This is a genomic window from Stenotrophomonas sp. 10L48, assembly GCF_056395105.1.
The window spans coordinates 90,962-113,626 of record NZ_JBFTIX010000006.1 but is presented as its reverse complement, the minus strand read 5'-3'; the positions used below and the strand labels follow the sequence as shown (position 1 = coordinate 113,626).

Below are 22,665 nucleotides of genomic sequence, written 5' to 3'. Positions count from 1 at the left end.
GCCCCGTTCCAGACTTCGAGACCTCCCCCATGAGTGCAACCCAGGCAGCGCCGGCGCGAGACCGGCTGCGTATCGCCATCCAGAAGAGTGGCCGGCTGGCCGAGCCCGCCCGCAACCTGCTCAGTGCCTGTGGCCTGAGCTGGCGCGAGAGCCGCGACAAGTTGTTCTGCTACGGCGAATCGCTGCCGGTGGACCTGTTGCTGGTGCGCGACGACGACATTCCCGGCCTGATCGCCGATGGCGTCTGCGACCTGGGCATCGTCGGCCGCAATGAACTGGACGAACAGGCGGCCGCGCGTCGCCAGATCGGGCTGGCCGATGCCTACCAGGCATTACGGGGGCTGGGCTTTGGCCAGTGCCGCTTGATGCTGGCGGTGCCGGAAGACTGGCAATGGCAGGGGCCGGCACAACTGGCCGGTACCCGCATCGCCACCAGCTACCCGGCCATCCTCAAGCAGTGGCTGGCCGCGCAGGGCGTGGATGCACAGGTGGTGGAACTGTCCGGCTCGGTGGAGATCGCGCCGCGCCTGGGCACCGCCGACCTGATCTGCGACCTGGTCTCCAGCGGCGCCACGCTGCGTGCCAACCAGCTCACCCCGGTGCACAACCTGCTCGACAGCGAAGCCGTGCTGGCCGGTGCAGTACGCGTTCCCGATGATGCGCGCGGCGCGCTGCGCAGCATGCTGCTGCGCCGCCTGGACGGTGTGGTGCAGCGGCAGGACCGCAAGCTGCTGATGTTCCGCGCCAGCGAGGACCGCGTCGACGCGTTGTCGCAGCTGCTGGCCGATGCCGAACCGTTGGTGCGTTTGCCTGCCGATGGCGGTGCATTGCGCCTGCAGACCATGTGCCCCGGTCCATTGACCTGGCAGCGCATGGAAGAACTGGAGCGCGCCGGCGCCCAGGGCCTGATGGTACTGAGCGTGGAGCGGTCGCTGGCATGAATCGTCTGATCTGGTCGCAACTTGACGAGGCCGCACGCAGCGCGGCGCTGACCCGCCCGGTGCAGACCGTGGCGCAGCAGACCCGTGATGCGGTGGCCGCGCTGATCGCGCAGGTGCGCACGCAGGGCGACGCCGCGCTGCGCGCGATCACCGCGCGCTTCGATGGCGTGGATCTGCAGGATTTCGAAGTTTCCGCAGCCGAGTTCGCAGCTGCCGATGCCGCGGTGCCGGCCGAGCTGCGCCAGGCCATGGTGGAAGCGGCCGAACGCATCACCCGCTTCCACGCAGCCGGCATGGGCCAGGGCTATACGGTGGAAACCGCGCCGGGCGTGGTCTGCGAGCGTGTGCTGCGGCCGATCGGCCGGGTTGGGCTGTACGTGCCGGCCGGTAGTGCGCCACTGCCGTCCACCGCGCTGATGCTGGGCGTGCCGGCGCAGTTGGCCGGTTGCCCACAGGTGGTGCTGTGCACCCCGCCGCGTGCCGACGGTACGGCCGATCCTGCGGTGCTGGTGGCCGCGCGACTGACCGGTGTGCAACGCGTGTTCAAGCTGGGTGGTGCGCAGGCGATCGCGGCGATGGCCTATGGCACCGAAAGCATCCCGGCGAGCGACAAGCTGTTCGGGCCGGGCAACAGTTTCGTCACCGAGGCCAAGCAGCAGGTGGCACAGGACGGTGCCGCCGCCATCGACATGCCGGCCGGTCCCTCGGAAGTGCTGGTAATCGCCGATGCCGGTGCCAACCCTGCATTCGTTGCCGCCGACCTGCTGTCGCAGGCCGAGCACGGCCCGGATTCCCAGGTGCTGCTGCTGACCGATGACGCGGCGATGCTGGCGGCCGTCGAGGCCGAAGTTGAGCGCCAGGTGGCCCTGCTGCCGCGGCAGGACATCGCCCGCCAGGCGCTGTCGGCATCGCAGTTGATCCAGGTGGAATCGCTGGCCGATGCGTTTGCGATCAGCAACCGCTACGCCCCCGAACACCTGATCCTGGCCCTGCGCGAACCGCGCGCGTGGCTGGACCAGGTGCAGGCGGCCGGTTCGGTGTTCCTCGGCGACTACACGCCGGAAGCATTGGGTGACTACTGCAGCGGCACCAACCACGTGCTGCCCACCGCCGGTGCCGCGCGCGCCTACAGTGGCGTCAGCGTGGCCAGCTTCCAGAACCTGATCAGCGTACAGAGCGCGACCGCCGCTGGCCTGGCCGCGATCGGTGGCTGCGCGCGCATCATCGCCAGCGCCGAAGGACTGGATGCGCACGAACGTGCGGTGGCACTGCGCATGGAGGTGGCCGCATGAGCGCGGACATCGACGGCGTGCTGGCCCTGGTACGGCCGGACCTGCAGGCCTTTGCCGGCTACAGTTCGGCGCGCAGCAGCGCGGTGCAGGGCGAGGTGTGGTTGAACGCGAACGAATCGGCGTGGGCCAACCCGGCCGACGCCACGGGGGGCTGCCGCCGCTACCCGGAACCGCAACCGGCTGCGCTGCGTGATGCGCTGGCGTCGCTGTACGGCGTGCAGCCGCAACAGCTGCTGGTAGGTCGTGGCAGCGACGAGGCGATCGATCTGCTGGTGCGCGCCCTGTGCGTGCCCGGCCGCGACGGCGTGCTGGTGACGCCGCCGGTATTCGGCATGTACGCAGTCTGTGCGCGGTTGCAGGGTGCGCCGTTGATCGAGGTGCCGCTGATTGACGATGGTGAGGGCCTGCGCACGGACCTGGAAGCGGTCATCTCTATGGCCAAGGGGCAGGGCGCAACGCTGGTGTTCCTGTGCGCGCCGTCCAATCCTGCCGGCAGCGATATCCCGCTGGCGGAGATCGAGCGCGTGGCCCTTGCCCTGCGCGGGCAGGCGCTGGTGGTGGTGGACGAGGCCTATGTCGAGTACGCGCAGCGCGCTTCGGCGACCACGCTGCTTGCCGCGCACGCCAACCTGGCAGTGCTGCGCACGTTGTCCAAGGCGCACGCACTGGCCGCCGCGCGTATGGGCACCTTGATCGCCGCGCCGGAACTGATTGCCGTGCTGCGCCGATGCCAGGCGCCGTACCCGGTGCCGACGCCGTGCGCCGAGCTGGCCGTGCAGGCGCTGCAGCCGGCCGCGCTTGCGCGCACCGCTGAGCGGGTAGCCACGGTCATCACCGAGCGCGAGCGCCTGCACCACAGCCTGCAGGGCCTGCCTGGCATCGGCCGGGTATACGCCTCGGCCGGCAACTTCCTGCTGGTCCGCTTTGCCGATGCGCAGGCGGCGTTCGACGCGCTGCTTGCTGCCGGCGTGGTGGTGCGCGACCAGCGCGCCGCACCGCAGCTGGGTGACGCACTGCGTATCAGCATCGGCAGCCCCGAAGAGAACGACCGCGTGCTTGCGGCCCTGTCGGCACGGAGGGCCGCGGCATGACGCCGATCCTGTTCATCGACCGCGACGGCACCCTCATCGAGGAGCCGGCGGATTTCCAGATCGACGCCTACGAGAAGCTGCGCTTCGTGCCGCAGGTGATCCCGGCGCTGCTGAAGCTGCGCGATGCCGGCTACCAGTTCGTGATCGTCACCAACCAGGACGGTCTGGGCAGCGAGAGCTACCCGCGCGCCAGCTTCGATGGCCCGAATGACCTGATGCTGCAGATCTTCGAAAGCCAGGGCATCGTTTTCCGTGACGTGCTGGTCGACTGCAGCTGGCCGCACGACAACGCGCCGACTCGCAAGCCGGGCATCGGCCTGATGACGGCCTACCTGCAGGACCGCAGCATCGACTGGGCGCGCTCGGGCATGGTGGGCGACCGCATCACCGACCTGCAGTTCGCCGACAACCTCAACATCCGTGGTTTCCAGCTGCGCACCGAACAGTTCGGCGGCGAGTGGGACTGGCCGGGCATCGCCCACGCACTGGCCGATGCACCACGCACGGCGGTGGTCCAGCGCAATACCAAGGAGACGAAGATCCGCGTCGAGCTGGATCTGGATCGTGCCGGCGATGCGCACATCCACACCGGCCTGCCGTTCTTCGACCACATGCTGGAGCAGATCGGCAAGCACGGCGGTTTCGCCCTGGACATCCGCGCCGAGGGCGACCTGCACATCGACGAGCACCACACCATCGAAGACACCGGCCTTGCACTGGGCCAGGCCCTGCGCGAGGCGCTGGGCGACAAGCGCGGCATCGGCCGTTACGGCTTCACCCTGCCGATGGATGAAACCCTGGCCAGCGCTGCGCTGGATTTCAGTGGCCGCCCGTATTTCGTGTTTGAAGGCGAGTTCAAGCGCGAGCGCGTGGGCGACATGCCGACCGAGCTGGTCCCGCACTTCTTCCGTTCGCTGTGCGATGCCAGCGGGCTGAACCTCAACCTGCAGGTGCGTGGCGACAACGACCACCATAAGGTTGAAGCCTGCTTCAAGGCCCTGGCACGTGCACTGCGGCCGGCACTGGCGCGGCAGGGCACCGCCTTGCCGACCACCAAGGGGGCGCTGTGAGCGAGGTCGTACTGATCGATGCCGGCGGTGCCAACCTGGGTTCGGTGCGCTACGCATTGGAACGGCTCGGTGCGACGGTGAAGCTGGTCCGCGATGCCGAAGGCCTGGCCGGCGCGCAACGGGTGATCCTGCCCGGCGTCGGCGCGGCCGGCCCCGGCATGCAGCGCCTGCATGCGCAGGGTTTGGTCGAGCCGCTGCGCCAGCTGCAGGTGCCCTTGATGGGCATCTGCCTGGGCATGCAGCTGTTGTTTGACCGCTCCGAAGAGGCCGGCGTGGATACGCTGGGATTGATCCCCGGCGTGGTGCGCAAGCTGGTGCCGGCCTGTGGCATCCGCGTGCCGCACATGGGCTGGAACCGGCTGCTGCCGCTGCGCCCGTCGCTGCTGCTGCAGGGGGTTCCCGAGCGCGCCAGTGCGTACTTCGTGCACAGCTATGCCGCGCCGCTGAACAGCCATACCGTCGCCGCCTGTGATCACGGCGGCCTGTTCACCGCCGTGGTCGAGCAGGGCCGCTACTTCGGCGCCCAGTTCCATCCCGAGCGGTCCGGCGATACCGGTTCGCTGATGCTGCGCAATTTCCTCGAGGGCACCGCTGCATGAGTTTCATCGTCTACCCCGCACTGGATATCCGCGACGGCCGCGTCGTGCGGCTGCGCCAGGGCGACTACGCGCAGGAAACCCACTATGGCGACGACCCGCTGCCGCGTGCGCAGGCATTCGCCACGCAGGGCGCACAGTGGATGCACCTGGTCGATCTGGATGCCGCACGTGCCGGTGGCTACACGTTGGCGCCGCTGTTGGCCGCGATCCGTGCGCAGACCCCGCTGCAGGTGCAGACCGGTGGCGGCGTGCGTGGCCGTGACGACGTGGCACGCATCCTCGATGCCGGCGCCAGCCGCGTGGTGATCGGCTCACTGGCGGTGCGCGAGCCGGCGCAGGTGATCGGCTGGCTGGGCGAGTTCGGCCCGGAGCGGCTGACCATCGCCCTCGATGCACGGCAGGACGCGCAGGGGCAATGGCAGCTGCCGGTGCATGGCTGGACCGAGAACGCGGGGGTGACCCTGGATGCGCTGGCCGAACGCTATGCACAGGCCGGCATGCGTCACCTGTTGTGCACCGACATCGCCCGCGATGGCATGCTCGCCGGGCCCAACATCAGCCTGTACCAGCACCTCGCAGCGTTGCTGCCGGGCGTGGCGGTACAGGCGTCAGGCGGTATCCGCGATGTGGCCGACGTGGCTGCGGCACAGGCCGCCGGTTGTGGCGGCGCGATCCTCGGCAAGGCATTGCTGGAACAGCGCATGGACCTGGCGGAGGCGCTGGCATGCTGAGCCGCCGGATCATTCCGTGCCTGGACGTGCGCGATGGCCGCGTGGTCAAGGGCGTGCGTTTCCGCGATCACGTCGACATGGGGGACATCGCTGAACTGGCGCAGCGCTATCGCGACCAGGGTGCCGACGAGCTGGTGTTCTATGACATCGGCGCCAGCCCGGAGGCACGGTCGGTGGACGTGGCCTGGATCGAGCGCATCGCGCGCCTGATCGATATCCCGTTCTGCGTGGCCGGCGGCATCGACAGCGTGGAGACCGCGCGTCGTGTGCTGTTCGCCGGTGCGGACAAGATCTCGATCAACTCGCCCGCGCTGGGCCGCCCGGAACTGATCAGCGAACTGGCCGAAGAATTCGGCGTGCAGTGCGTGGTGGTCGGTGTCGACTCGGTACGCGAGGACGACGGCCAGTGGCGCGTGCGCCGTTTCAGCGGCGACCCGGACAAAACCCAGGCAGTGCCGCTGCGCACGCTGGACTGGATCGTCGAGGCGCAGCGCCGGGGTGCCGGCGAGATCGTGCTGAACTGCATGGACAGCGATGGCGTGCGCCGTGGCTATGACGTCGAGCAGCTGCGCCAGGCACGTGCGCTGTGCCAGGTGCCCCTCATCGCATCGGGCGGTGCGGGTACGATGGAGCACTTCGCCCAGGCCTTTGACCAGGCCGACGTTGACGGTGCGCTGGCGGCCAGCGTATTCCACAGTGGCGCCATCGCCATTCCCGACTTGAAGCGCTACCTGCGCGAGCAGCAGATCGAGGTGCGGGATGTCTATTGATGTGCGGCCGTCGCCGCAGGCGCTGGAAACGCTGGACTGGGACAAGGGCGATGGGCTGCTGCCGGCCGTTGTGCAGGACGCCGACACCCTGCAGGTGCTGATGCTGGGTTACGTCAGCGCCGAGTCGCTGGCAGCGACGCTGGCCATCGGCCACATGACCTTCTTCAGCCGCAGCAAGCAGCGTCTTTGGACCAAGGGCGAGCAGTCCGGCAATGTGCTGGCGGTGCAGTCGATCAGCGTCGATTGCGATGCCGATACGCTGCTGGTGCTGGCGCGCCCGGCAGGTCCGACCTGCCACACCGGCGCGGAAAGCTGCTTCGACGGCGCACCGAAGGACTTCCTCGGTGGCCTGGACCAGCTGGTCGCCGTGCGTGAGGCGCTGCGCCCCTCCGGCAGCTATACGACGTCCCTGTTCGAAGGCGGCATCCGCCGCATCGCGCAGAAGGTGGGCGAGGAAGGCGTGGAGACGGCGCTGGCCGCGGTGGCGCAGGACGATGAGGCCTTGCTGGGCGAGGCGTCGGACCTGCTGTACCACCTGCTGGTGCTGCTGCGCGCGCGCGGGCTGTCGCTGGAAGATGCCCGCGACGTGCTGGAAAAGCGCCATCGTTAGAGGTGCGGTAGCGCCGGCCGCTGGCCGGCAACCCSATGATCAAGGGACGCCTGGTGGAATGCCGGCCAGCGGCCGGCACGACAGGAAAAGCGGCAATCGCGTGCGCGATGTCATCGCCGGAATCTACAATAGGCGGTCTCTTTTTCCCGGACCGCCCCCATGAAACTGCCTGCCGCCTGGCTGTGCTGCCTGTTGCTGACCTCGCCGGCCTGGGCCGCCGATACCGTGGTCAGCGGCAAGGTCTATCTGGAGCGTGACGGCAAGCCGGGCCGCGGTGCGACCGATCCGGGCCTGGCCGGCGTGCAGGTGTCCAACGGCGAAACCATCGTCAAGACCGCCGCCGACGGCAGCTACAGCCTGCCGGTGCGTGACGGGCAGACGGTCTTCGTGATCAAGCCCGATGCCTATTCCTTCCCGAAGGCCGCCGACGGCCTGCCGTCGTTCTGGCGGCACTACCGGCCGAATGGTTCTCCGGCGCTGAAGTACGGTGGCATCGCCGCGACCAGTGACGTTGCCCGCAACTGGGACTTCGCCCTGCAGAACGACCGGCATGACAGCCGCCGTGGTTTCCAGATGCTGGTGTTCACCGACTCGCAGACCGCCAGCCTGCAGGACATCGGCTACTACCGGCAGTCCATCGTGGCGCCGCTGGTGGGCCAGACCAAGGCCCGCCTGGGCACCACCCTGGGTGACATCGTCAACGACGACCTGACCCTGTACCCGGCGATCAACAAGGTCACCACCGAACTTGGCGTGCCGTGGTTCCACGTACCCGGCAACCACGACCTGGATGTCGACGCGGCCAATGATGCGCATTCGCTGGACAGCTGGCGCAACATCTACGGCCCCGATACCTATGCAGTGGAAGAGGGGGGCGCCAGTTTCGTGTTCCTCGACGACGTGGTGTACGACCCCAACGCCAAGCCCAGGTATGTGGGTGGCCTGCGCGAGGATCAGTTCGCTTTCCTCGCTGCCTACCTGAAGGGCCTGCACAAGGACCGCCTGCTGGTGCTGGGCATGCACATCCCGCTGTTCGATGCGGCACCGGGGCGCGAGACCTTCCGCCATGCCGACCGCCAGCGCCTGTTCGACCTGCTGAAGGACTTCCGCAACGTGCTGGTGCTCAGTGGCCACAGCCACACCCAGCAGCACGTCTATCACGGTAAAGCCGACGGCTGGCAGGGCGCCAGGCCGCTGCACGAGTACAACGTCGGTGCCAACTGCGGTGCGTTCTGGTCGGGCGTGAAGAATGCCGCCGGCGTACCGGACAGCACCATGAGCGACGGCACGCCGAAGGGCTATGCGTTGCTGGACGTGGCCGGCAACGGCAGCTATCGCCTGCAGTACCGGGTGGCCGGTGCGGCCGCCAGCGAGCAGATCGGCCTGCATGCACCGAAGGTGCTGCGCAAGGGCGCGTACCCGGCGTGGGGCATCTATGCCAACGTGTACATGGGCGAGGACGCCAGCGTGGTCGAGTACCGCGTCGATGGCGGCGCCTGGCAGCCGATGAAGCAGGTCAGCCAGCCTGATCCGCGCCTGCTGGTGGAGAACGTGGCCGACGACCTGGCTTCCACGCTGCGCGGCTACGACCGTTCGCCGGAAGCCACCGCCTCGCCGCACCTGTGGCGTGGCGCGTTGCCGACCGACCTGGCCGTGGGCAGCCACAAGGTCGAGGTGCGCTCCACCCAGCCCGATGGTGCGGTGTTCACCGCCAGCACCAGCTACAGCCTGCAGACCGCGCAGCCCTGAGCGCGGGCCGGGCTGCCATCACCAACTTCCATCACGAAAGGACGCAGCATGGATATCCGCTTCATGGCCGGCACCACCCCGGTCACCCTCAGCCGCCACTGGTTCACCGGCGCGATGATGCTGCAGAGCGCCAGCGAGAAGGTCTGGGTGCAGCATCCGCTGCATCCGGGCACGCACTTCTCGTTCTCGCTGGTACAGTCGTGGCAGCGCCATATCGCCGGCCATGAAGTGCTGGTGGAGCGGACCCGGCCGCTGCTGTTCGCCGGGTTCCGCCCGCAGCGCCTGCGGGTGCTGGTGGACGGTGTGCAGGTGGCCGAGCAGGAAGGCATGTGACCCGGGCGGCGCTGTCGTCGCGCTAGGCAAAGGCCGTCCGATGCCTGAGAATCGGCACGATTCAATCGATCCAAGCAGGCCAGCGTGAACGTTGCAGCAGTGTCCCCGGCGCCATCCGAGTCCGCCCGCAGCGGCGTCCCCCGCAGCCTGGTCGTCGCCGATGTCGGCGGTACCTTCGCTCGTCTTGCGTTGGCTGAGACCCTGCCGGGGCAGGCGCCGCGGCTGGGCAGCTACCGCACCTACGCCTGCGCCGACCACCCCAGCCTGGCGGCGATCCTGGCCGATTTCACCGCCAGTCTCGGCCAGCCGATGGCCAGTGCGGTGGTCGCCATCGCCGGCCTGCTCGACGGCGATACCCTGATCAATGCCAATCTGCCGTGGACGGTGTCGTTGTCGGCGACGCGCCGCGAGTCGGGCCTGCCCGACCTGCAGCTGATCAATGATTTCGAAGCAGTGGCGTTGGCCATTCCCTACCTGCAGGCCGACACGCTGGTGCCGCTGAATGGCGATGCCGATCCGGCCAAGACCTTCCCGGCACTGGTGCTGGGGCCGGGCACCGGCCTGGGCGCCGCGTTGCGCTTCGCCGATGGCGAGCGCCCGGTGCTGGCCAGCGAGATCGGACACGCTGCGTTGGGCGCCGGCAATGCGCTGGAACTGCATGTGCTGGGCCAGCTGCTGCAGCGCTGGCCGCATGTGGACAACGAACGCGTGCTGTCCGGCAGCGGCCTGATGAACTTGTATCCCTGCCTGTGCGAACTGCGCGGCGTGGCTCCGCAATGGACCAGCACCGAAGCGCTGATCGCGGCTGCGCGGCAAGGCGACGACGCGCTGGCAGTGGAAACCCTGCAGGTGTTCTGCGCCTGGCTGGGCAGCCTGGCCGGCGACGCGGCGATCGCCGTGGGCGCGCGCTCGGTGTACCTGGCCGGCGGCATTTCCACCCATGTGCAGGACTTCCTGGCCGACGGCCGTTTCCGTGAGCGCTTCCTCAACAAGGGGGTGCTGACCGACGTGCTGCGCCAGGTGCCGGTGTGGCGGGTCGAACATGGCCAGCTGGGTGTGCTCGGTGCCGCAGCCTGGCACGCAGCGCGGACCCCCGCGCACGATTGATCGGCGCTGCCGGCATCGGGCCGGCGGGCGCAGCATGCAGACGGAGGCGAAGATGGTGGATCGCAGGCAGTTTTTGCAGGCCGGTGCACTGGCCGCAGGCGTGGCAGCGTTGCCGGCGGTGAAGGCGCGTACGCACGGTGGCGCCAAGGTGGTCTCGACCTGGGACTTCGGCGTGCCGGCCAACCAGGCCGCGTGGAAGGTACTGGCGCAGGGCGGCAGTGCGCTGGATGCGGTGGAAGCCGGTGCACGCTGGGCCGAAAGCGAGCTGTGCAATCCCACCGTCGGCCATTGTGGCAACCCGGACCGCGACGGCGTGCTGAGCCTGGACGCCAGCATCATGGATGGTGACGGCCGCTGTGGCGCGGTTGCTGCGCTGGTCGACATCCTGCACCCGGTGTCGGTGGCCCGCAGGGTGATGGAGAACAGCCCGCATGTGCTGCTGGTGGGCGAGGGCGCCCAGCAGTTCGCCGTGCAGCAGGGCTTCCAGCGCCAGCACCTGCTGACGCCGAAGGCCGAAGCGGCCTGGCGTGAGTGGCTGAAGACCGAAAAGTACGCGCCGCAGATCAATGCCGAGCGCCGCGGTCTTCCCGGCAACAGCGATAACCACGACACCATCGGCATGCTGGCACTGGACGCCAAGGGCAACCTGGCCGGTGCCTGCACCACCAGCGGCATGGCCTGGAAACTGCACGGCCGGGTCGGCGACAGCCCGATCATCGGCGCCGGCCTTTACGTGGACAACGACGTGGGCGCGGCCACCGCCTCGGGTGTGGGCGAAGAAATGATCCGCAACGCGGCCTCGTTCCTGGTGGTCGAGCTGATGCGCCAGGGCCGTTCGCCGGCACAGGCCTGTCGCGAAGCGATCGACCGGGTGGTGCGCAAGCGACCCGAAGCCAGCCGCACGCTGCAGGTCTGCTTCCTTGCCATGAACAAGCAGGGCGAGGTGGGTGCCTATGCACTGCATCGCGGCTTCGTCTACGCGGTGTGCGATGCGCAGCGCCAGGATGACCTACGCGACTCACCGTCGATCTATACGAGCACGCAGGCGTGAGCGCACGCCTGACGCTGGAGATCGCCAGCAATTCGGTGGCTTCGGCGTTGGCCGCGCAGGCCGGTGGCGCAGATCGCATCGAACTGTTCGACAACCTTGCCGAAGGCGGTACCACGCCGTCGTTTGCCAGCATCGCCATCGCCCGCGAGCGGCTGCAGATTCCGTTGTTCGTGCTGGTGCGGCCGCGTCCGGGGGATTTCCACTACGACGCGCTGGAAACCGAGCTGATGCTGCGCGACATCACCCAGTGCCGCGCGCTGGGCTGCGATGGCGTGGTGATCGGTGCGCTGGATGCGCAGGGCGATATCGACCTGCCGCTGTGCCGCGACCTGCTGCGCGCGGCCGGCCCGTTGCAGGTGACCTTCCACCGTGCCTTCGATGCCGCGCGCGATCTGCCGGCGGCGCTGGAGCAGGTGATCGGGCTGGGCTGCCAGCGGGTGCTGACGTCCGGCGGCCAGGCCAGCGCAGACGCCGGTGCCGATGTACTGGCCGCGCTGGTCGCGCAGGCGGCCGGCAGGATCAGCGTCATGGCCGGCGCAGGGCTGGGCCCGGGCAACATCGCCGCCGTGGCGCGGCAGACCGGCTGTCTCGAGCTGCATGCCTCGGCCAAGGGGAAACGACGTTCGGCCATGCAGTTCCAGAACCCGGCCCTGCGCGGGCTGGACCCGGACTGGAGCCAGACAGACACCGCCACGGTGAGTGCGCTGCGGAAGGCGCTGGACGGCTGAGCGCCGCAGGGGTCGGATCCCTTCGCTGAAGGGCTCCGACCCCGACCAGACGCTATCCGGTCAGAGCGCCTCTGCGAGAGGATCCGACCCGGCTACCAGTTCCCCACGGACAAAACCGTTCTGCGCGCGACTGTCGTGATCGTGTCATCGGCATCTGTGCCGCTTCCATAAAGATGTCGTGCAACCAATTGATTCGCTTGGATTTCCTTCGGCGATAACCACGCGCGTCCGCTGGATGCTGCGTCGCCGCATGCTGGGCGTGGTTCAGCTGTGCTTTAGTTTGGATCGATCCACAGGGGAGGGCGGTCGAATCGAGATGGATCGATTCAACGCCCGGGATCGCCATCCGACCGCGCGTCCACCATCCAAGAGCAACCACCCATGGCTCAGTCCGTCCGCAACCGCCGTCATCTGCTGTCCCACGCCCTCGCCCTGGCCCTGCTGCCGTTCGCCGCTGGCGCACAGGAAGCGGCCCCGTCGCCCACCAAGGATCTTGATGCGGTCACCGTCACCGGTTCGCGCATCAAGCGTGCCAGCGTCGAGGGCCCGGCCCCGGTCAACGTGATCAGCGCCGCACAGATCCAGAAGGAAGGCTTCGTCACCGTATACGACGCTCTGAAGACCCTGACCGAGGCGACCGGCACGGTCGAGGCGGCATCGCAGTGGGGCTCACACACCCCCAACGCGAGTGGCCTGAACCTGCGCGGCATGGGCCCCAACCGCAGCCTGCTGCTGGTCAATGGCCGCCGCGTGGCCGACTATCCGCTGCCCTATGGCGGCGAGACCAATTTCTCCAACTACAGCAACATTCCGGCGGCGGCGGTCGAACGCATCGAAGTGCTGACTGGCGGCGCCTCGGCGATCTACGGTTCAGACGCCATCGCCGGCGTGGTCAATGTCATCCTCAAGACCAACTACGACGGCGACGAAGTGCGCGTGCGCGGCGGTACCTCCACCGAAGGCGGGCGTGACACCTGGGATCTGTCCTGGGCGGGCGGCAAGACCGGCGACAACTGGAGCGTGACCTACGCTCTGCAGTACACCAAGCGCGATCCGCTGTTCGGCCGTGACCGGCCGCAGATGGACGACGCCGACGATGCGCTGTACCCGTCCTGGAACATGGAGCAGCGCAAGGTCGGCTTCCGTCCCACCGCTGGCCTGGCGTTGATCGACCCCAGCAACGGCCAGCGCCTGGCGCCGCCCGACGGCACCTGCGAGAAATTCGCTGGCGAGTACTACACCGCCGACCGCTTGGTCTACAACTACAACGCCAATACGGTGAGCAACACCGGCCGCCTCTGCGGCATGAGCGCCGACTACGCCAACTGGCTGTTGACCGGAGGCTCGGAGAACCTGTCGGGCAACCTGTATGCCACCTTCGATTTCGGCAACGATCTGCAGGCCTGGAGCAACCTGGCGGTATACCGTTCCGAAGCGATCTGGGGCACCAATCCGCCGAGCGTGTCGCTGATCGACGATGCCAACGGTTACTACTGGGATGCCAACCGCAATCGCCCGGTGCTCGGCGTGCGCCAGTTCACCCCGAACGAAGTCGGTGGCCTGGACACGCTGCGAAATACCAACCGCGAGTTGTCGTGGGATATCAGCGCAGGCCTGCGCGGGCGCCTGGCCGATCGCTTCGATTGGAGCGCCACGGTCGGCCGTTCCTACTACCGCGTCGAGGAGCGGCAGAACGTGGTCGACGAGCAGAAGTCGTACGACTTCTTCCTCGGCCCACGGCTGGGCACCACCGGCGATGGCGAGGCGATCTACGCCTTGAACGAGTCGCGCTGGTGGAACCCGATCACCCCGGACCAGTACTGGCAGATGGGCACGGTAGCGAAGAACCGGGCATCGTCCTACGTCAACCAGGCCTCGGCCGACATCACCGGTGAACTGTTCCAGGGCTGGGCCGGGCCGATCTCGTTCGCCGCGGTGGCCGAAGTGGCCAAGCAGGGCTATCACCTCAGCCCGGACCCGCGCGCGGGCATCGATTTCGATCTGCAGAACGTTGATCGCGGCGGTGGCGAGCGTACCCGCTACTCGGCCGGTGTCGAGTTCAAGATCCCATTGGCCGACAGCCTGATCGCTACCGCGGCGGCACGCTACGACCGGTACGGCAGCTACAAGGCCGACGGCGGCGGCGAAGCGCTGGATATCGGCAGCCAGAAGGAAACCACCTGGAACGCCGGCCTGGAATGGCGGCCGTTCGAGTCGCTGCTGGTGCGCGGCTCTTACGCGACCAGCTTCCATGCGCCGGACATGCACTACCTGCTGGGCCAGGCCAGCAGTTCTGAAGTGCTGACCTACGACCGCCTGCGCTGCATCGAGAGCGGCGCTTATCTGGTCAACAACTGCGGCGTGGGCAATACCGATGTCTGGTACGCGTTCGACGTGAACCGCCGGGGTACGCCGCTGCTGCGCTCGGAAACCGGCGATTCGTGGACGGTCGGCTTCGTGTGGGACGTGCTGCCGAACCTGTCGATGAGCGCTGACTACTGGGCGATCAAGCTGGAAGACATGATCGTCGACGTCGGCGCGGACGAGGTGCTGGCCAGCGAGGCCGGCTGCTTGACCGGCAAGAACATGGACGGCACGCCGTGGGCGAACCCGGCAGGTGAGGCTTACTGTGCCGGCATCCTGGCCCGGGTGAACCGTGACAGCAGCGGCCGGCTGGTGTCGATCGAGCGCGGGCCGTTCAACCTGGCCAGCCGCGAAGTGCGCGGCATCGACCTGAGCGCGCGCTACCGGCTGGAGACGGCCGCATGGGGCAGCTTCCAGCTGGGGGTGAACTACACCAACCAGATTTCGACGAAAGAACAGCGTTACGCCAACGATCCGAACCCTGAGCGTCGCGACCGTGACCTGCGCAGCAAGCTGCGCGCCAGCCTGGCGTGGCAGGGTGGCAACTGGAATGCGAACGTGTATGCCGACCGCATCGGCTCGGTGCCGGGCGTGCGCTACCACTGGGGCACCGACCGCCTGGACAACCCCGGCGGCTGCCTGCCGTTCGCCGATGGCTACGTGCCCAGCGACAGCCCGTCGCTGAACTGCCTGGAACCCGCCACGCGCCCGGATGGATCGGCCAATCCGAACCCGAATGCGGGGGAGCAGACGGCGCGCTATTACGGGCGGGTCGGGCCGTTCATTACGTGGAATTTCAACGTCGGCTACCAGGTGACCGAGTTCATGAAGGTCAATCTGTACGTGAACAACGCGTTCAATGCGACCAGCTGGAACCACAAGGACCCGTACAAGGTCGACTACGATTTCGCGCCGACCCGCTTGTTGGGCGCGGTGGGCCGCGAGTTCGCGCTGGAGTATGTGTTCACGTTCTGAGGGAAGGCGGCGCCGGCCATGGCCCGGCGCCAGCCACGATTTGACGGGCAGCCACGCATGGCGTGGCTCTACTGGGCGCGCGCGGGATGGGTGGGTCGTTGGCGGGGTGGGGTGGATTTGACCTTCCCACGGTGGCAAGGTCTAGGCTGGTCACCATCCTCCAGATGGAACCAGGGAAACCAGGCCATGAGCACCTCCAGCCCCACAGCCGTCCACGAGACGGCTTCCACCATCAGCCTGCCGATCGAAGGCATGACCTGCGCCAGCTGTGTTGGCCGCGTTGAAGCGGCCCTGGCCAAGGTCGAGGGGGTCGCCAGCGTGTCGGTCAACCTGGCCACCGAGCGCGCAGACATCCGTTCCTCTGGTCCGGTCGACCGCGATGCGCTGATCCAGGCAGTAGAGAAGGTGGGCTACGAAGTACCCGCCGCGACCACCGAACTGGCCGTGGAAGGGATGACCTGCGCGTCCTGCGTCGGCCGCGTGGAGCGCGCGCTGCTGGCCGTACCGGGCGTCAGCCACGCCAGCGTCAACCTGGCCACCGAGCGTGCGACCGTGCGCGGCGTTGCCGGCATCGATGCACTGGTGGCGGCGATCGACAAGGTTGGATATGCGGCGCGCGCGATCGATGGCGGTACCCAGGTCGACGAGGAAGCGGCGGAAAAGAAGGATGCCGAGCGGGTGGCGCTGAAGCGCGACCTGATCCTGGCCAGCGTGCTGGCGGCCCCGGTGTTCGTGCTGGAAATGGGCTCGCACCTGATCCCCGGCATGCACCATTGGGTGATGTCCACGATCGGCATGCAGGCCAGCTGGTACCTGCAGTTCGTGTTGACCACGCTGGTCCTGGCCATTCCCGGCCGGCGTTTCTACCAGAAGGGCTTCCCGGCGCTGCTGCGCCTGGCGCCTGACATGAACTCGCTGGTGGCGGTGGGTACCGCGGCGGCGTTCGGTTATTCGGTGGTGGCCACCTTCATCCCGCGCCTGCTGCCGGCGGGCACGGTGAATGTCTACTACGAAGCGGCGGCGGTGATCGTCGCGCTGATCCTGCTCGGCCGGTTCCTGGAGGTGCGCGCGAAAGGCCGTACCTCTGAGGCGATCAAGCGCCTGGTCAACCTGCAGGCCAAGGTGGCGCACGTCAGCCGCGAAGGGCGCATCGTCGATATCCCGATCAACGAGGTGCTGCTGGGCGATCTGCTGGAAGTGCGTCCGGGCGAGCGCGTGCCGGTGGATGGTGAGGTGACCGATGGTCGCAGCTACGTCGACGAATCGATGATCACCGGCGAGCCGATCCCGGTGGAGAAGTCGGCCGGCAGCAGCGTGGTTGGCGGCACCGTCAACCAGAAGGGTGCGCTGACCCTGCGTGCGACCGCGGTGGGTGGGCAGACCATGCTGGCGCAGATCATCCGTCTGGTTGAACAGGCACAGGGTTCCAAGCTGCCCATCCAGGCCGTGGTCGACAAGGTGACGCTGTGGTTCGTGCCGGCGGTGATGCTGGCGGCGTTGGCCACCTTCCTGGTGTGGCTGATCTTCGGGCCGTCGCCGGCGCTGACCTTCGCGCTGGTCAACGCGGTGGCCGTGCTGATCATCGCCTGCCCATGCGCGATGGGGCTGGCCACGCCGACCTCGATCATGGTCGGCACCGGCCGTGGCGCCGAGATGGGCGTGCTGTTCCGCAAGGGCGAGGCGCTGCAGCTGTTGAAGGACGCCAAGGTGGTGGCGGTGGACAAGACCGGCACCTTGACCGAAGGTCGCCCGCTGCTGACCGATCTGGAAATCGCCGACGGTTTCGATCGTGCGCAGGTACTGGCGCGGGTGGCGGCGGTGGAGTCGCGCTCGGAGCACCCGATCGCCCGCGCCATTGTCGAGGCGGCGACGGAGGAGGGCATCGCGTTGCCGCCGATGATTGATTTCGAGTCGGTGACCGGCATGGGCGTGCGTGCCAGCGTCGACGGTGCGCGGGTGGAAGTGGGTGCTGATCGCTTCATGCGTTCGCTGGGCGTGGACATCGGCATGTTCGCTGCGCTGGCCGACCGCCTCGGCAACGAAGGAAAGTCGCCGCTGTATGCCGCCATCGATGGCCGCCTGGCGGCGATCATCGCCGTCTCCGATCCGATCAAGCCGAGTACGCCGGCCGCCATTGCCGCCCTGCACCAGCTGGGTCTGAAGGTGGCCATGATTACCGGTGACAACGCCGCCACCGCGCAGGCCATCGCCCGCCAGCTCGGCATCGATGAAGTGGTGGCCGAGGTGTTGCCCGAAGGCAAGGTGGAGGCGGTGCGCCGGTTGAAGGCGGCCTACGGGCAGATTGCGTTCGTCGGTGATGGCATCAACGATGCGCCGGCGCTGGCCGAGGCTGATGTGGGCCTGGCCATCGGCACCGGCACCGACGTCGCGGTGGAATCGGCCGACGTGGTGCTGATGTCCGGCAACCTGCAGGGCGTGCCCAATGCCATCGCGCTGTCGAAGGCGACCATCGGCAACATCCGCCAGAACCTGTTCTGGGCCTTCGCCTACAACACCGCGTTGATTCCGGTCGCGGCGGGTGCGCTGTACCCGGTATGGGGCGTGCTGCTGTCGCCGGTGTTCGCCGCCGGTGCCATGGCCCTGTCCAGTGTGTTCGTGCTCGGCAATGCGCTGCGCCTGCGGCGCTTCCAGGCGCCGATGGTCGAGGCGTCCCATGCGGCCCAGTAAAGGAGTGATGGCATGAACATCGGTGAAGCATCGAAGGCATCCAGCGTGTCGGCCAAGATGATCCGCTACTACGAGCAGATCGGCCTGATTCCGCCAGCTGACCGTACCGGCGCGGGCTATCGCGCCTATTCGCAGGCCGACGTGCACCGGCTGCGTTTCATCCGTCGCGCGCGTGATCTCGGCTTTTCGGTGGCCGAGATCACCGACCTGCTGGGCCTGTGGAACGACACCTCGCGGCACAGCGCCGACGTCAAGCGCCTGGCCGAGCAGCACATCGATGATCTGGAACAGCGCATCGAGAACATGCGGCAGATGGCCGATACGCTGAAATCACTGATCAGCTGCTGCGCCGGCGATGATCGTCCCGAGTGCCCGATCCTGCAGCGGCTGGGCGAAGGCGAGGAGGGCGCTGCGCCGGTGGCGGCGCCCACCGGGGCGGTACGCAGGCGCGCGCGCAGGACCTGAAGACGACATACGGAAAAGAAAATGCCCGCCCCGGCAGTTGCACGGGGCGGGCATCGTTCATGCAGTGGGTCAGGCGATCAGGCCGGGCGCGGCGGGAAACCCGCTTCGGTCAGCGCTGCAATGATCTGCGCTTCGCTGGCCGAGGTCTGCACCTGCACGCGGCGGCTGGGCGGGTCGGCCGACACCGTCGCCGCCGGGTCGACCAGCTCGATCGCCTTGGTCACGCTGCGCGCGCAGCCGCCGCAGGTCATGCCTTCCACATGGAATTCCATCTGTAGCTCCTTCGATGCACTTGGGGGTGGAGGCAGTGTGCACCTTGCAACGATGGCAGGGTCAAGCGCTCCCGCGGCGCAGGGCCCACGAAAAACGGCAGCCACCTGTACCAGCGCGGCTGCCGTGGAGGATCGTCCCCGCCCGCAGGCGGGGGTAATGCCTTAGAACTTCCAGTTCACGCCGAAGTACAGCTGGCGCCCGGCATACAGGTTGGACAGCAGGCGGGCCTGGCTGTCGTTGCCGATGTAGCTGCGCAGCTCGGACTTGGTGGCGTTCAGCACTGCTGCGGTGACGGTCCAGTCCGGCGTGAGGTTGTAGGCCACGTTCAGATCCAGCTGGCTGTACGGCTTGGTGTAGGTGGTCAGGCCGTTGTTGAGGCCGCCCACCACTTCGCCACGACGGTTGTACGAGGCACGGGCCAGGAACTTCTCGTTCTCGTAGAACACGGTGACGTTGGCCTGGTTCTTGGCGCTGYCGACCAGCGGTGACGAACCGATCTCTTCGCCATCAAGCACGATCGAGGCCAGGTTGGTGTCGTTGTAGGTGTAGTTGGCCTGCACGCCCAGACCGAAGGCGAAGGTGTACTGGCCATACAGCTCCACGCCCTGCGAGACGCCGTCACGGCCGTTGGCTTCGGTGCTGTACTTCTGCACCACCACCGTTTCACCACCGACGCTCATCTGCTGGTCGCGCACGACCGGCACGGTGAAGTTGTCCACGTTCTTGCGGAACAACGCCACGCCTGCAACCGAACCCGGCTTGAAGTACCACTCCAGGCCAAGGTCGAACTGCACCGCCTTGAACGGCTCCAGTGCCTTGTTGCTGCCCGAGCCGTACCAGCCGGGGGTGTCGGTGCCGCCAGCGACCCGACGATCATTGCTGTATTCCTGGCTGATGTACTGCAGGCCGCCCGGATAGGCGATGCTGGTGTAGCCCGGGCGCGCGATTACCTTCGACGCGGCACCGCGCAGCACCAGGTTGTCGGTGATGTCCCAGGCGATGTTGAAGCTCGGCAGGAAGTCCGTATAGGTCTTTTCCAGCGAGCTGAGGGTATAGACCTTGTCGCGCACCTGGTTGTCCGGCAGACGCACGAAGCCGCCCTGGCAACGCAGGTTCGGATCGGCAGCCGGGTCATCGCAGCTCATCGGCGCACCCGCGGCGTTGTCCACGAAGTAGTCGTTGAAGCGCTCGACCGAATCGCTGGACTGGGCGAACTGCTTGGTGCGCACCACGCGCACGCCGACGTTGCCGCGCACGCGATCAGTGCGGAAGTTGGCCTGGAAGTAACCCGAGTAGATCTTCTCGTTGACGTCGTAGACGAAGTCTTCCTCGGTACGGTTGTGCGAGCCACCGTAGGTCTGGTTGAGGTAGTCGATGTAGGCCGGGTAGTTGATGCCGGGGAACACGTTGGCATTGAAGCCACCGGCGATGTTGTTGATCGGGTTGGACAGGAAGAAGCCCGGCTGCGCATTGCCTGCGGTCGGATCGCAACCGGCCTGGTAACGATTGTTGTCATAGTCGACCGGGTCCAGGCCCTGGCAGACCCAGTAGGTGTTGCCGGTATTGCGGTGCACCTGGCCGTCGCGGTACTTGGCGCCGAACTGGATGGAATCCAGCCAGCCGGCTTCGAACATCTTGGTGACGTCGGCCTGGAAGTAGTTCTGCTTGACCTCGGTCTGCATCCACGACGAATCGGTGGAGCCGGTATCGACCTCGGCGATGCCGGCCATCAGCTGCTGCTGGATGTCCGGCGAGACGGTCAGCGACGGCGTGCCGGTCAGGTCCCACGCGGTGTATTGGTTGCCCGCCTGCCACTGGTCACCGACCTTGCGGCGGGGCTTGGCCGACATGCGGAAATTCATCGACGGGCCACCCTTGGACCAGGTGCGGCCGCCGGTGAAGCTGGCCTTCCACAGCGGGCTGATGTCCCAGTCGACGGTCAGATCGGCCGTCTGCGAAAGCGCCTTTTCCTTGCTGTAGCCACCGGTCAGCTGCGGGGTGGGGATGGTGCAGTCATCCGGACCCCAGCCACCCGGCGGCAGGCCAGCTGCGGCGGCCTGGTCTTCGCTGCAGTAATAGGTCTTGCCGGCAAGCTTTTCGTACTGCGCGCCGGTGACGATGCTGCCACTGGGATCGAAGCTCAGCCCGTTGAGCAGGCGCCCACCGGCCCAGTTGCCATCGCCGTTGTAGCGGGCCAGGTTCCACTCCGGCACCTTCAGCATGTTCTGGGTGTAGTCACCCTGCAGTTCGAAGCGGAAGTAGTTCGCGGTCAGGGTCAGGTTGTCGATCGGCTTGAACTGGAAAGTCAGCTGGCCGCCCTTGCGCTCGCGCTTCTCTTCCTTCACCGCGAAGTTCACCGAGGTCGGCATGAAGAATTCGCTGTAGTTCGTGCCGGTCTGGTTGTTGAAACCGGATTGGCCCCACCAGTAGTGGATGCCATCCTGTTCCAGCAGGTTGCCGTTGGCATCGCGCGCGGTGGTGTTGTTGCCGTACCACTGGTAGTCCTCTGTGCTGGTCTCCATGGTGCGGCTGGTGCGCTTCTGCTGGGTCACGCCGACCAGCACGCCGAAGCGCTCGTCCTTGCTGTGCCAGGAGTACAGCGCCGACACCTGCGGGTCGACGTCGTGGCTGGTATCGGACGACGTGCCTTCCAGGTTGACGTAGCCGGAGTTGGCTTCCATCTCCAGCGGGCGGCGCGTGTGCAGGATGACCGTGCCGCCGATGCCGCCTTCGTCGATGCGCGCTTCCGGCGACTTGAACAGCTCGGCGCTGGACAGCATGTTCGACGGCAGCAGGGTGTAGTTGAACGAGCGGGTAGCTTCGTTGTTGGTTTCCGACGAGGCGACGTAGTTGCCGTTCAACTGGGTCAGGGTCAGGTCGGGCGCGAGGCCGCGCACGCTGACCGACTTGCCTTCGCCACCGCTGCGGGTGATGACCACGCCGGGCACGCGCTGCAGCGCGTCGGCCACGTTCTTGTCGGGGAACTTGCCAACGTCCTCGGCGGTGATCACTTCGACCACGGCGTTGGCGTCGCGCTTCTGCTGCAGGCTCTTTTCGATCGCGTAGCGGTAGCCGGTGACCTGGACGCTGTCCAGGGTGGTGGCGTCCTGCGTGCCGGTCGTAGCTGACGCCTGCTGCGCGGAAGCGCCAAGCGGGGCGACGGCGGCGGCCAGGGCCAGCGCGATGGCCAGCGACAACGCGTCGTGGCCCTGCGTACGTGTTGAATGCTTCATTGCCATCTCTCCCTCTCTCCTGGATTGATCCGGTGACTGACTGACGCGGAAACTTGAATCGATCTAATTCGTGATGCCGATCTTGCCTTCGCCCTGCAGATGCAACGAGCGCCTGGCAGATGGCCTGACACGTCCTGTCCTGCTCCCCAACTCCCGGGCCATCGCGATGTCGTCTTGGATCGATCTAAGCGATGGGCGGGGCGATTTTTAGCACGGCCAACGCGCCGACGCATGTTGCTGCGCAATATGGCAGTGACGTGTCGTGCAAATGACCCTTCTCGGAAAAATGCTGTAAGCGTTTACATGCGCAGACGGGGTGGGCCGGCCGGGCTGCGCCCGGCACCCGCAGAGGCCTTCAGGCCAGGGCAACAGCACAGCAACTGCAACAGCAACAGCTGGTTTCCTGCGGGATGGCGGGGTGGGTCCGGTTGCGGGGGGACGCTGCAAGTACGTCCATGTAAGCTCGGTCGCGCCTTGCTCGTGTGCGCTGTCCTGCGCACACGGCAAGACCGGGGTTGGGCGTCCTGCCCAGCCCGCCCGAGGCATGCCTCGGGCCCATGGCGCTCACGCCCCCGCAACCGGACCCACCCCGCCT

General features: G+C 67.3%; 18 protein-coding genes. 16 read left to right on the top strand and 2 right to left on the bottom strand.

All coding sequences use genetic code 11. The annotated features are described in order from the left end of the window. The first annotated feature begins 29 nt into the window (after nt 1-29). The 16 genes from hisG (at nt 30) to cueR (ending at nt 18,564) form a co-directional block, all read left to right on the top strand. Entirely contained in the window at nt 30-941 is a 912-nt protein-coding gene (hisG, locus tag AC1DCU_RS11990; RefSeq protein ID WP_033830971.1) for an ATP phosphoribosyltransferase, read from the top strand. Further along, the gene (hisD, locus tag AC1DCU_RS11985) at nt 938-2,233 is read left to right on the top strand and encodes a histidinol dehydrogenase (protein ID WP_442251203.1); all 1,296 of its coding nucleotides are present in this window, start codon (nt 938-940) and stop codon (nt 2,231-2,233) included. Before hisG ends, hisD begins: the two co-directional genes overlap by 4 nt. Then, a complete protein-coding gene (hisC, locus tag AC1DCU_RS11980; RefSeq protein WP_442251202.1) occupies nt 2,230-3,324 on the top strand; it encodes a histidinol-phosphate transaminase in 1,095 nt (364 codons plus the stop codon). The genes hisD and hisC overlap by 4 nt, the downstream gene beginning before the upstream one ends. Beyond that, nucleotides 3,321-4,394, top strand: a complete 1,074-nt coding sequence (gene hisB, locus AC1DCU_RS11975; protein WP_025874831.1) for a bifunctional histidinol-phosphatase/imidazoleglycerol-phosphate dehydratase HisB — start codon at nt 3,321-3,323, stop codon at nt 4,392-4,394. The genes hisC and hisB overlap by 4 nt, the downstream gene beginning before the upstream one ends. Then, on the top strand, nt 4,391-4,993 hold the full coding sequence (hisH, locus tag AC1DCU_RS11970; RefSeq protein WP_025874829.1) for an imidazole glycerol phosphate synthase subunit HisH: 603 nt from the start codon (nt 4,391-4,393) through the stop codon (nt 4,991-4,993). The genes hisB and hisH overlap by 4 nt, the downstream gene beginning before the upstream one ends. Further along, entirely contained in the window at nt 4,990-5,724 is a 735-nt protein-coding gene (hisA, locus tag AC1DCU_RS11965; RefSeq protein WP_032975531.1) for a 1-(5-phosphoribosyl)-5-[(5-phosphoribosylamino)methylideneamino]imidazole-4-carboxamide isomerase, read from the top strand. The genes hisH and hisA overlap by 4 nt, the downstream gene beginning before the upstream one ends. Beyond that, entirely contained in the window at nt 5,718-6,494 is a 777-nt protein-coding gene (gene hisF, locus AC1DCU_RS11960; protein WP_442251201.1) for an imidazole glycerol phosphate synthase subunit HisF, read from the top strand. The genes hisA and hisF overlap by 7 nt, the downstream gene beginning before the upstream one ends. Then, nucleotides 6,484-7,104 (top strand): bifunctional phosphoribosyl-AMP cyclohydrolase/phosphoribosyl-ATP diphosphatase HisIE, encoded by a 621-nt coding sequence (gene hisIE / locus AC1DCU_RS11955; protein WP_025874822.1) that lies wholly within the window; start codon nt 6,484-6,486, stop codon nt 7,102-7,104. The genes hisF and hisIE overlap by 11 nt, the downstream gene beginning before the upstream one ends. 159 nt (nt 7,105-7,263) lie before the next feature. Continuing rightward, nucleotides 7,264-8,853, top strand: a complete 1,590-nt coding sequence (locus AC1DCU_RS11950; RefSeq protein WP_032975528.1) for a calcineurin-like phosphoesterase C-terminal domain-containing protein — start codon at nt 7,264-7,266, stop codon at nt 8,851-8,853. A gap of 48 nt (nt 8,854-8,901) precedes the next feature. Beyond that, the gene (locus AC1DCU_RS11945; RefSeq protein ID WP_025874818.1) at nt 8,902-9,186 is read left to right on the top strand and encodes a hypothetical protein; all 285 of its coding nucleotides are present in this window, start codon (nt 8,902-8,904) and stop codon (nt 9,184-9,186) included. Nucleotides 9,187-9,270: 84 nt separating this feature from the next. Continuing rightward, the gene (locus AC1DCU_RS11940) at nt 9,271-10,293 is read left to right on the top strand and encodes a glucokinase (RefSeq protein ID WP_032975527.1); all 1,023 of its coding nucleotides are present in this window, start codon (nt 9,271-9,273) and stop codon (nt 10,291-10,293) included. Nucleotides 10,294-10,345: 52 nt separating this feature from the next. Next, on the top strand, nt 10,346-11,344 hold the full coding sequence (locus AC1DCU_RS11935; RefSeq protein WP_059064083.1) for a glycosylasparaginase: 999 nt from the start codon (nt 10,346-10,348) through the stop codon (nt 11,342-11,344). Then, nucleotides 11,341-12,072 carry a copper homeostasis protein CutC gene (locus AC1DCU_RS11930; RefSeq protein WP_442251200.1) on the top strand — a complete coding sequence of 244 codons (732 nt, stop codon included), beginning with the start codon at nt 11,341-11,343 and terminating at the stop codon, nt 12,070-12,072. The genes AC1DCU_RS11935 and AC1DCU_RS11930 overlap by 4 nt, the downstream gene beginning before the upstream one ends. A gap of 381 nt (nt 12,073-12,453) precedes the next feature. Then, nucleotides 12,454-15,411, top strand: coding sequence for a TonB-dependent receptor plug domain-containing protein (locus AC1DCU_RS11925; RefSeq protein WP_478013526.1), 2,958 nt, complete (start codon nt 12,454-12,456; stop codon nt 15,409-15,411). Nucleotides 15,412-15,597: 186 nt separating this feature from the next. Continuing rightward, complete coding sequence (locus AC1DCU_RS11920) at nt 15,598-18,099, top strand: heavy metal translocating P-type ATPase (RefSeq protein ID WP_032975524.1); 2,502 nt, start codon at nt 15,598-15,600, stop codon at nt 18,097-18,099. Between the two features lie 12 nt (nt 18,100-18,111). Further along, nucleotides 18,112-18,564 carry a Cu(I)-responsive transcriptional regulator gene (gene cueR, locus AC1DCU_RS11915; RefSeq protein WP_025874806.1) on the top strand — a complete coding sequence of 151 codons (453 nt, stop codon included), beginning with the start codon at nt 18,112-18,114 and terminating at the stop codon, nt 18,562-18,564. 77 nt (nt 18,565-18,641) lie between these two features. Here cueR and AC1DCU_RS11910 read toward each other — a convergent pair whose 3' ends face one another. Further along, nucleotides 18,642-18,836: a heavy-metal-associated domain-containing protein gene (locus AC1DCU_RS11910; protein WP_025874804.1), complete on the bottom strand. Its 195-nt coding sequence runs from the start codon at nt 18,834-18,836 to the stop codon at nt 18,642-18,644. Between the two features lie 162 nt (nt 18,837-18,998). Continuing rightward, nucleotides 18,999-22,076, bottom strand: a complete 3,078-nt coding sequence (locus AC1DCU_RS11905) for a TonB-dependent receptor (protein WP_478014176.1) — start codon at nt 22,074-22,076, stop codon at nt 18,999-19,001. Nucleotides 22,077-22,665: the final 589 nt, after the last annotated feature.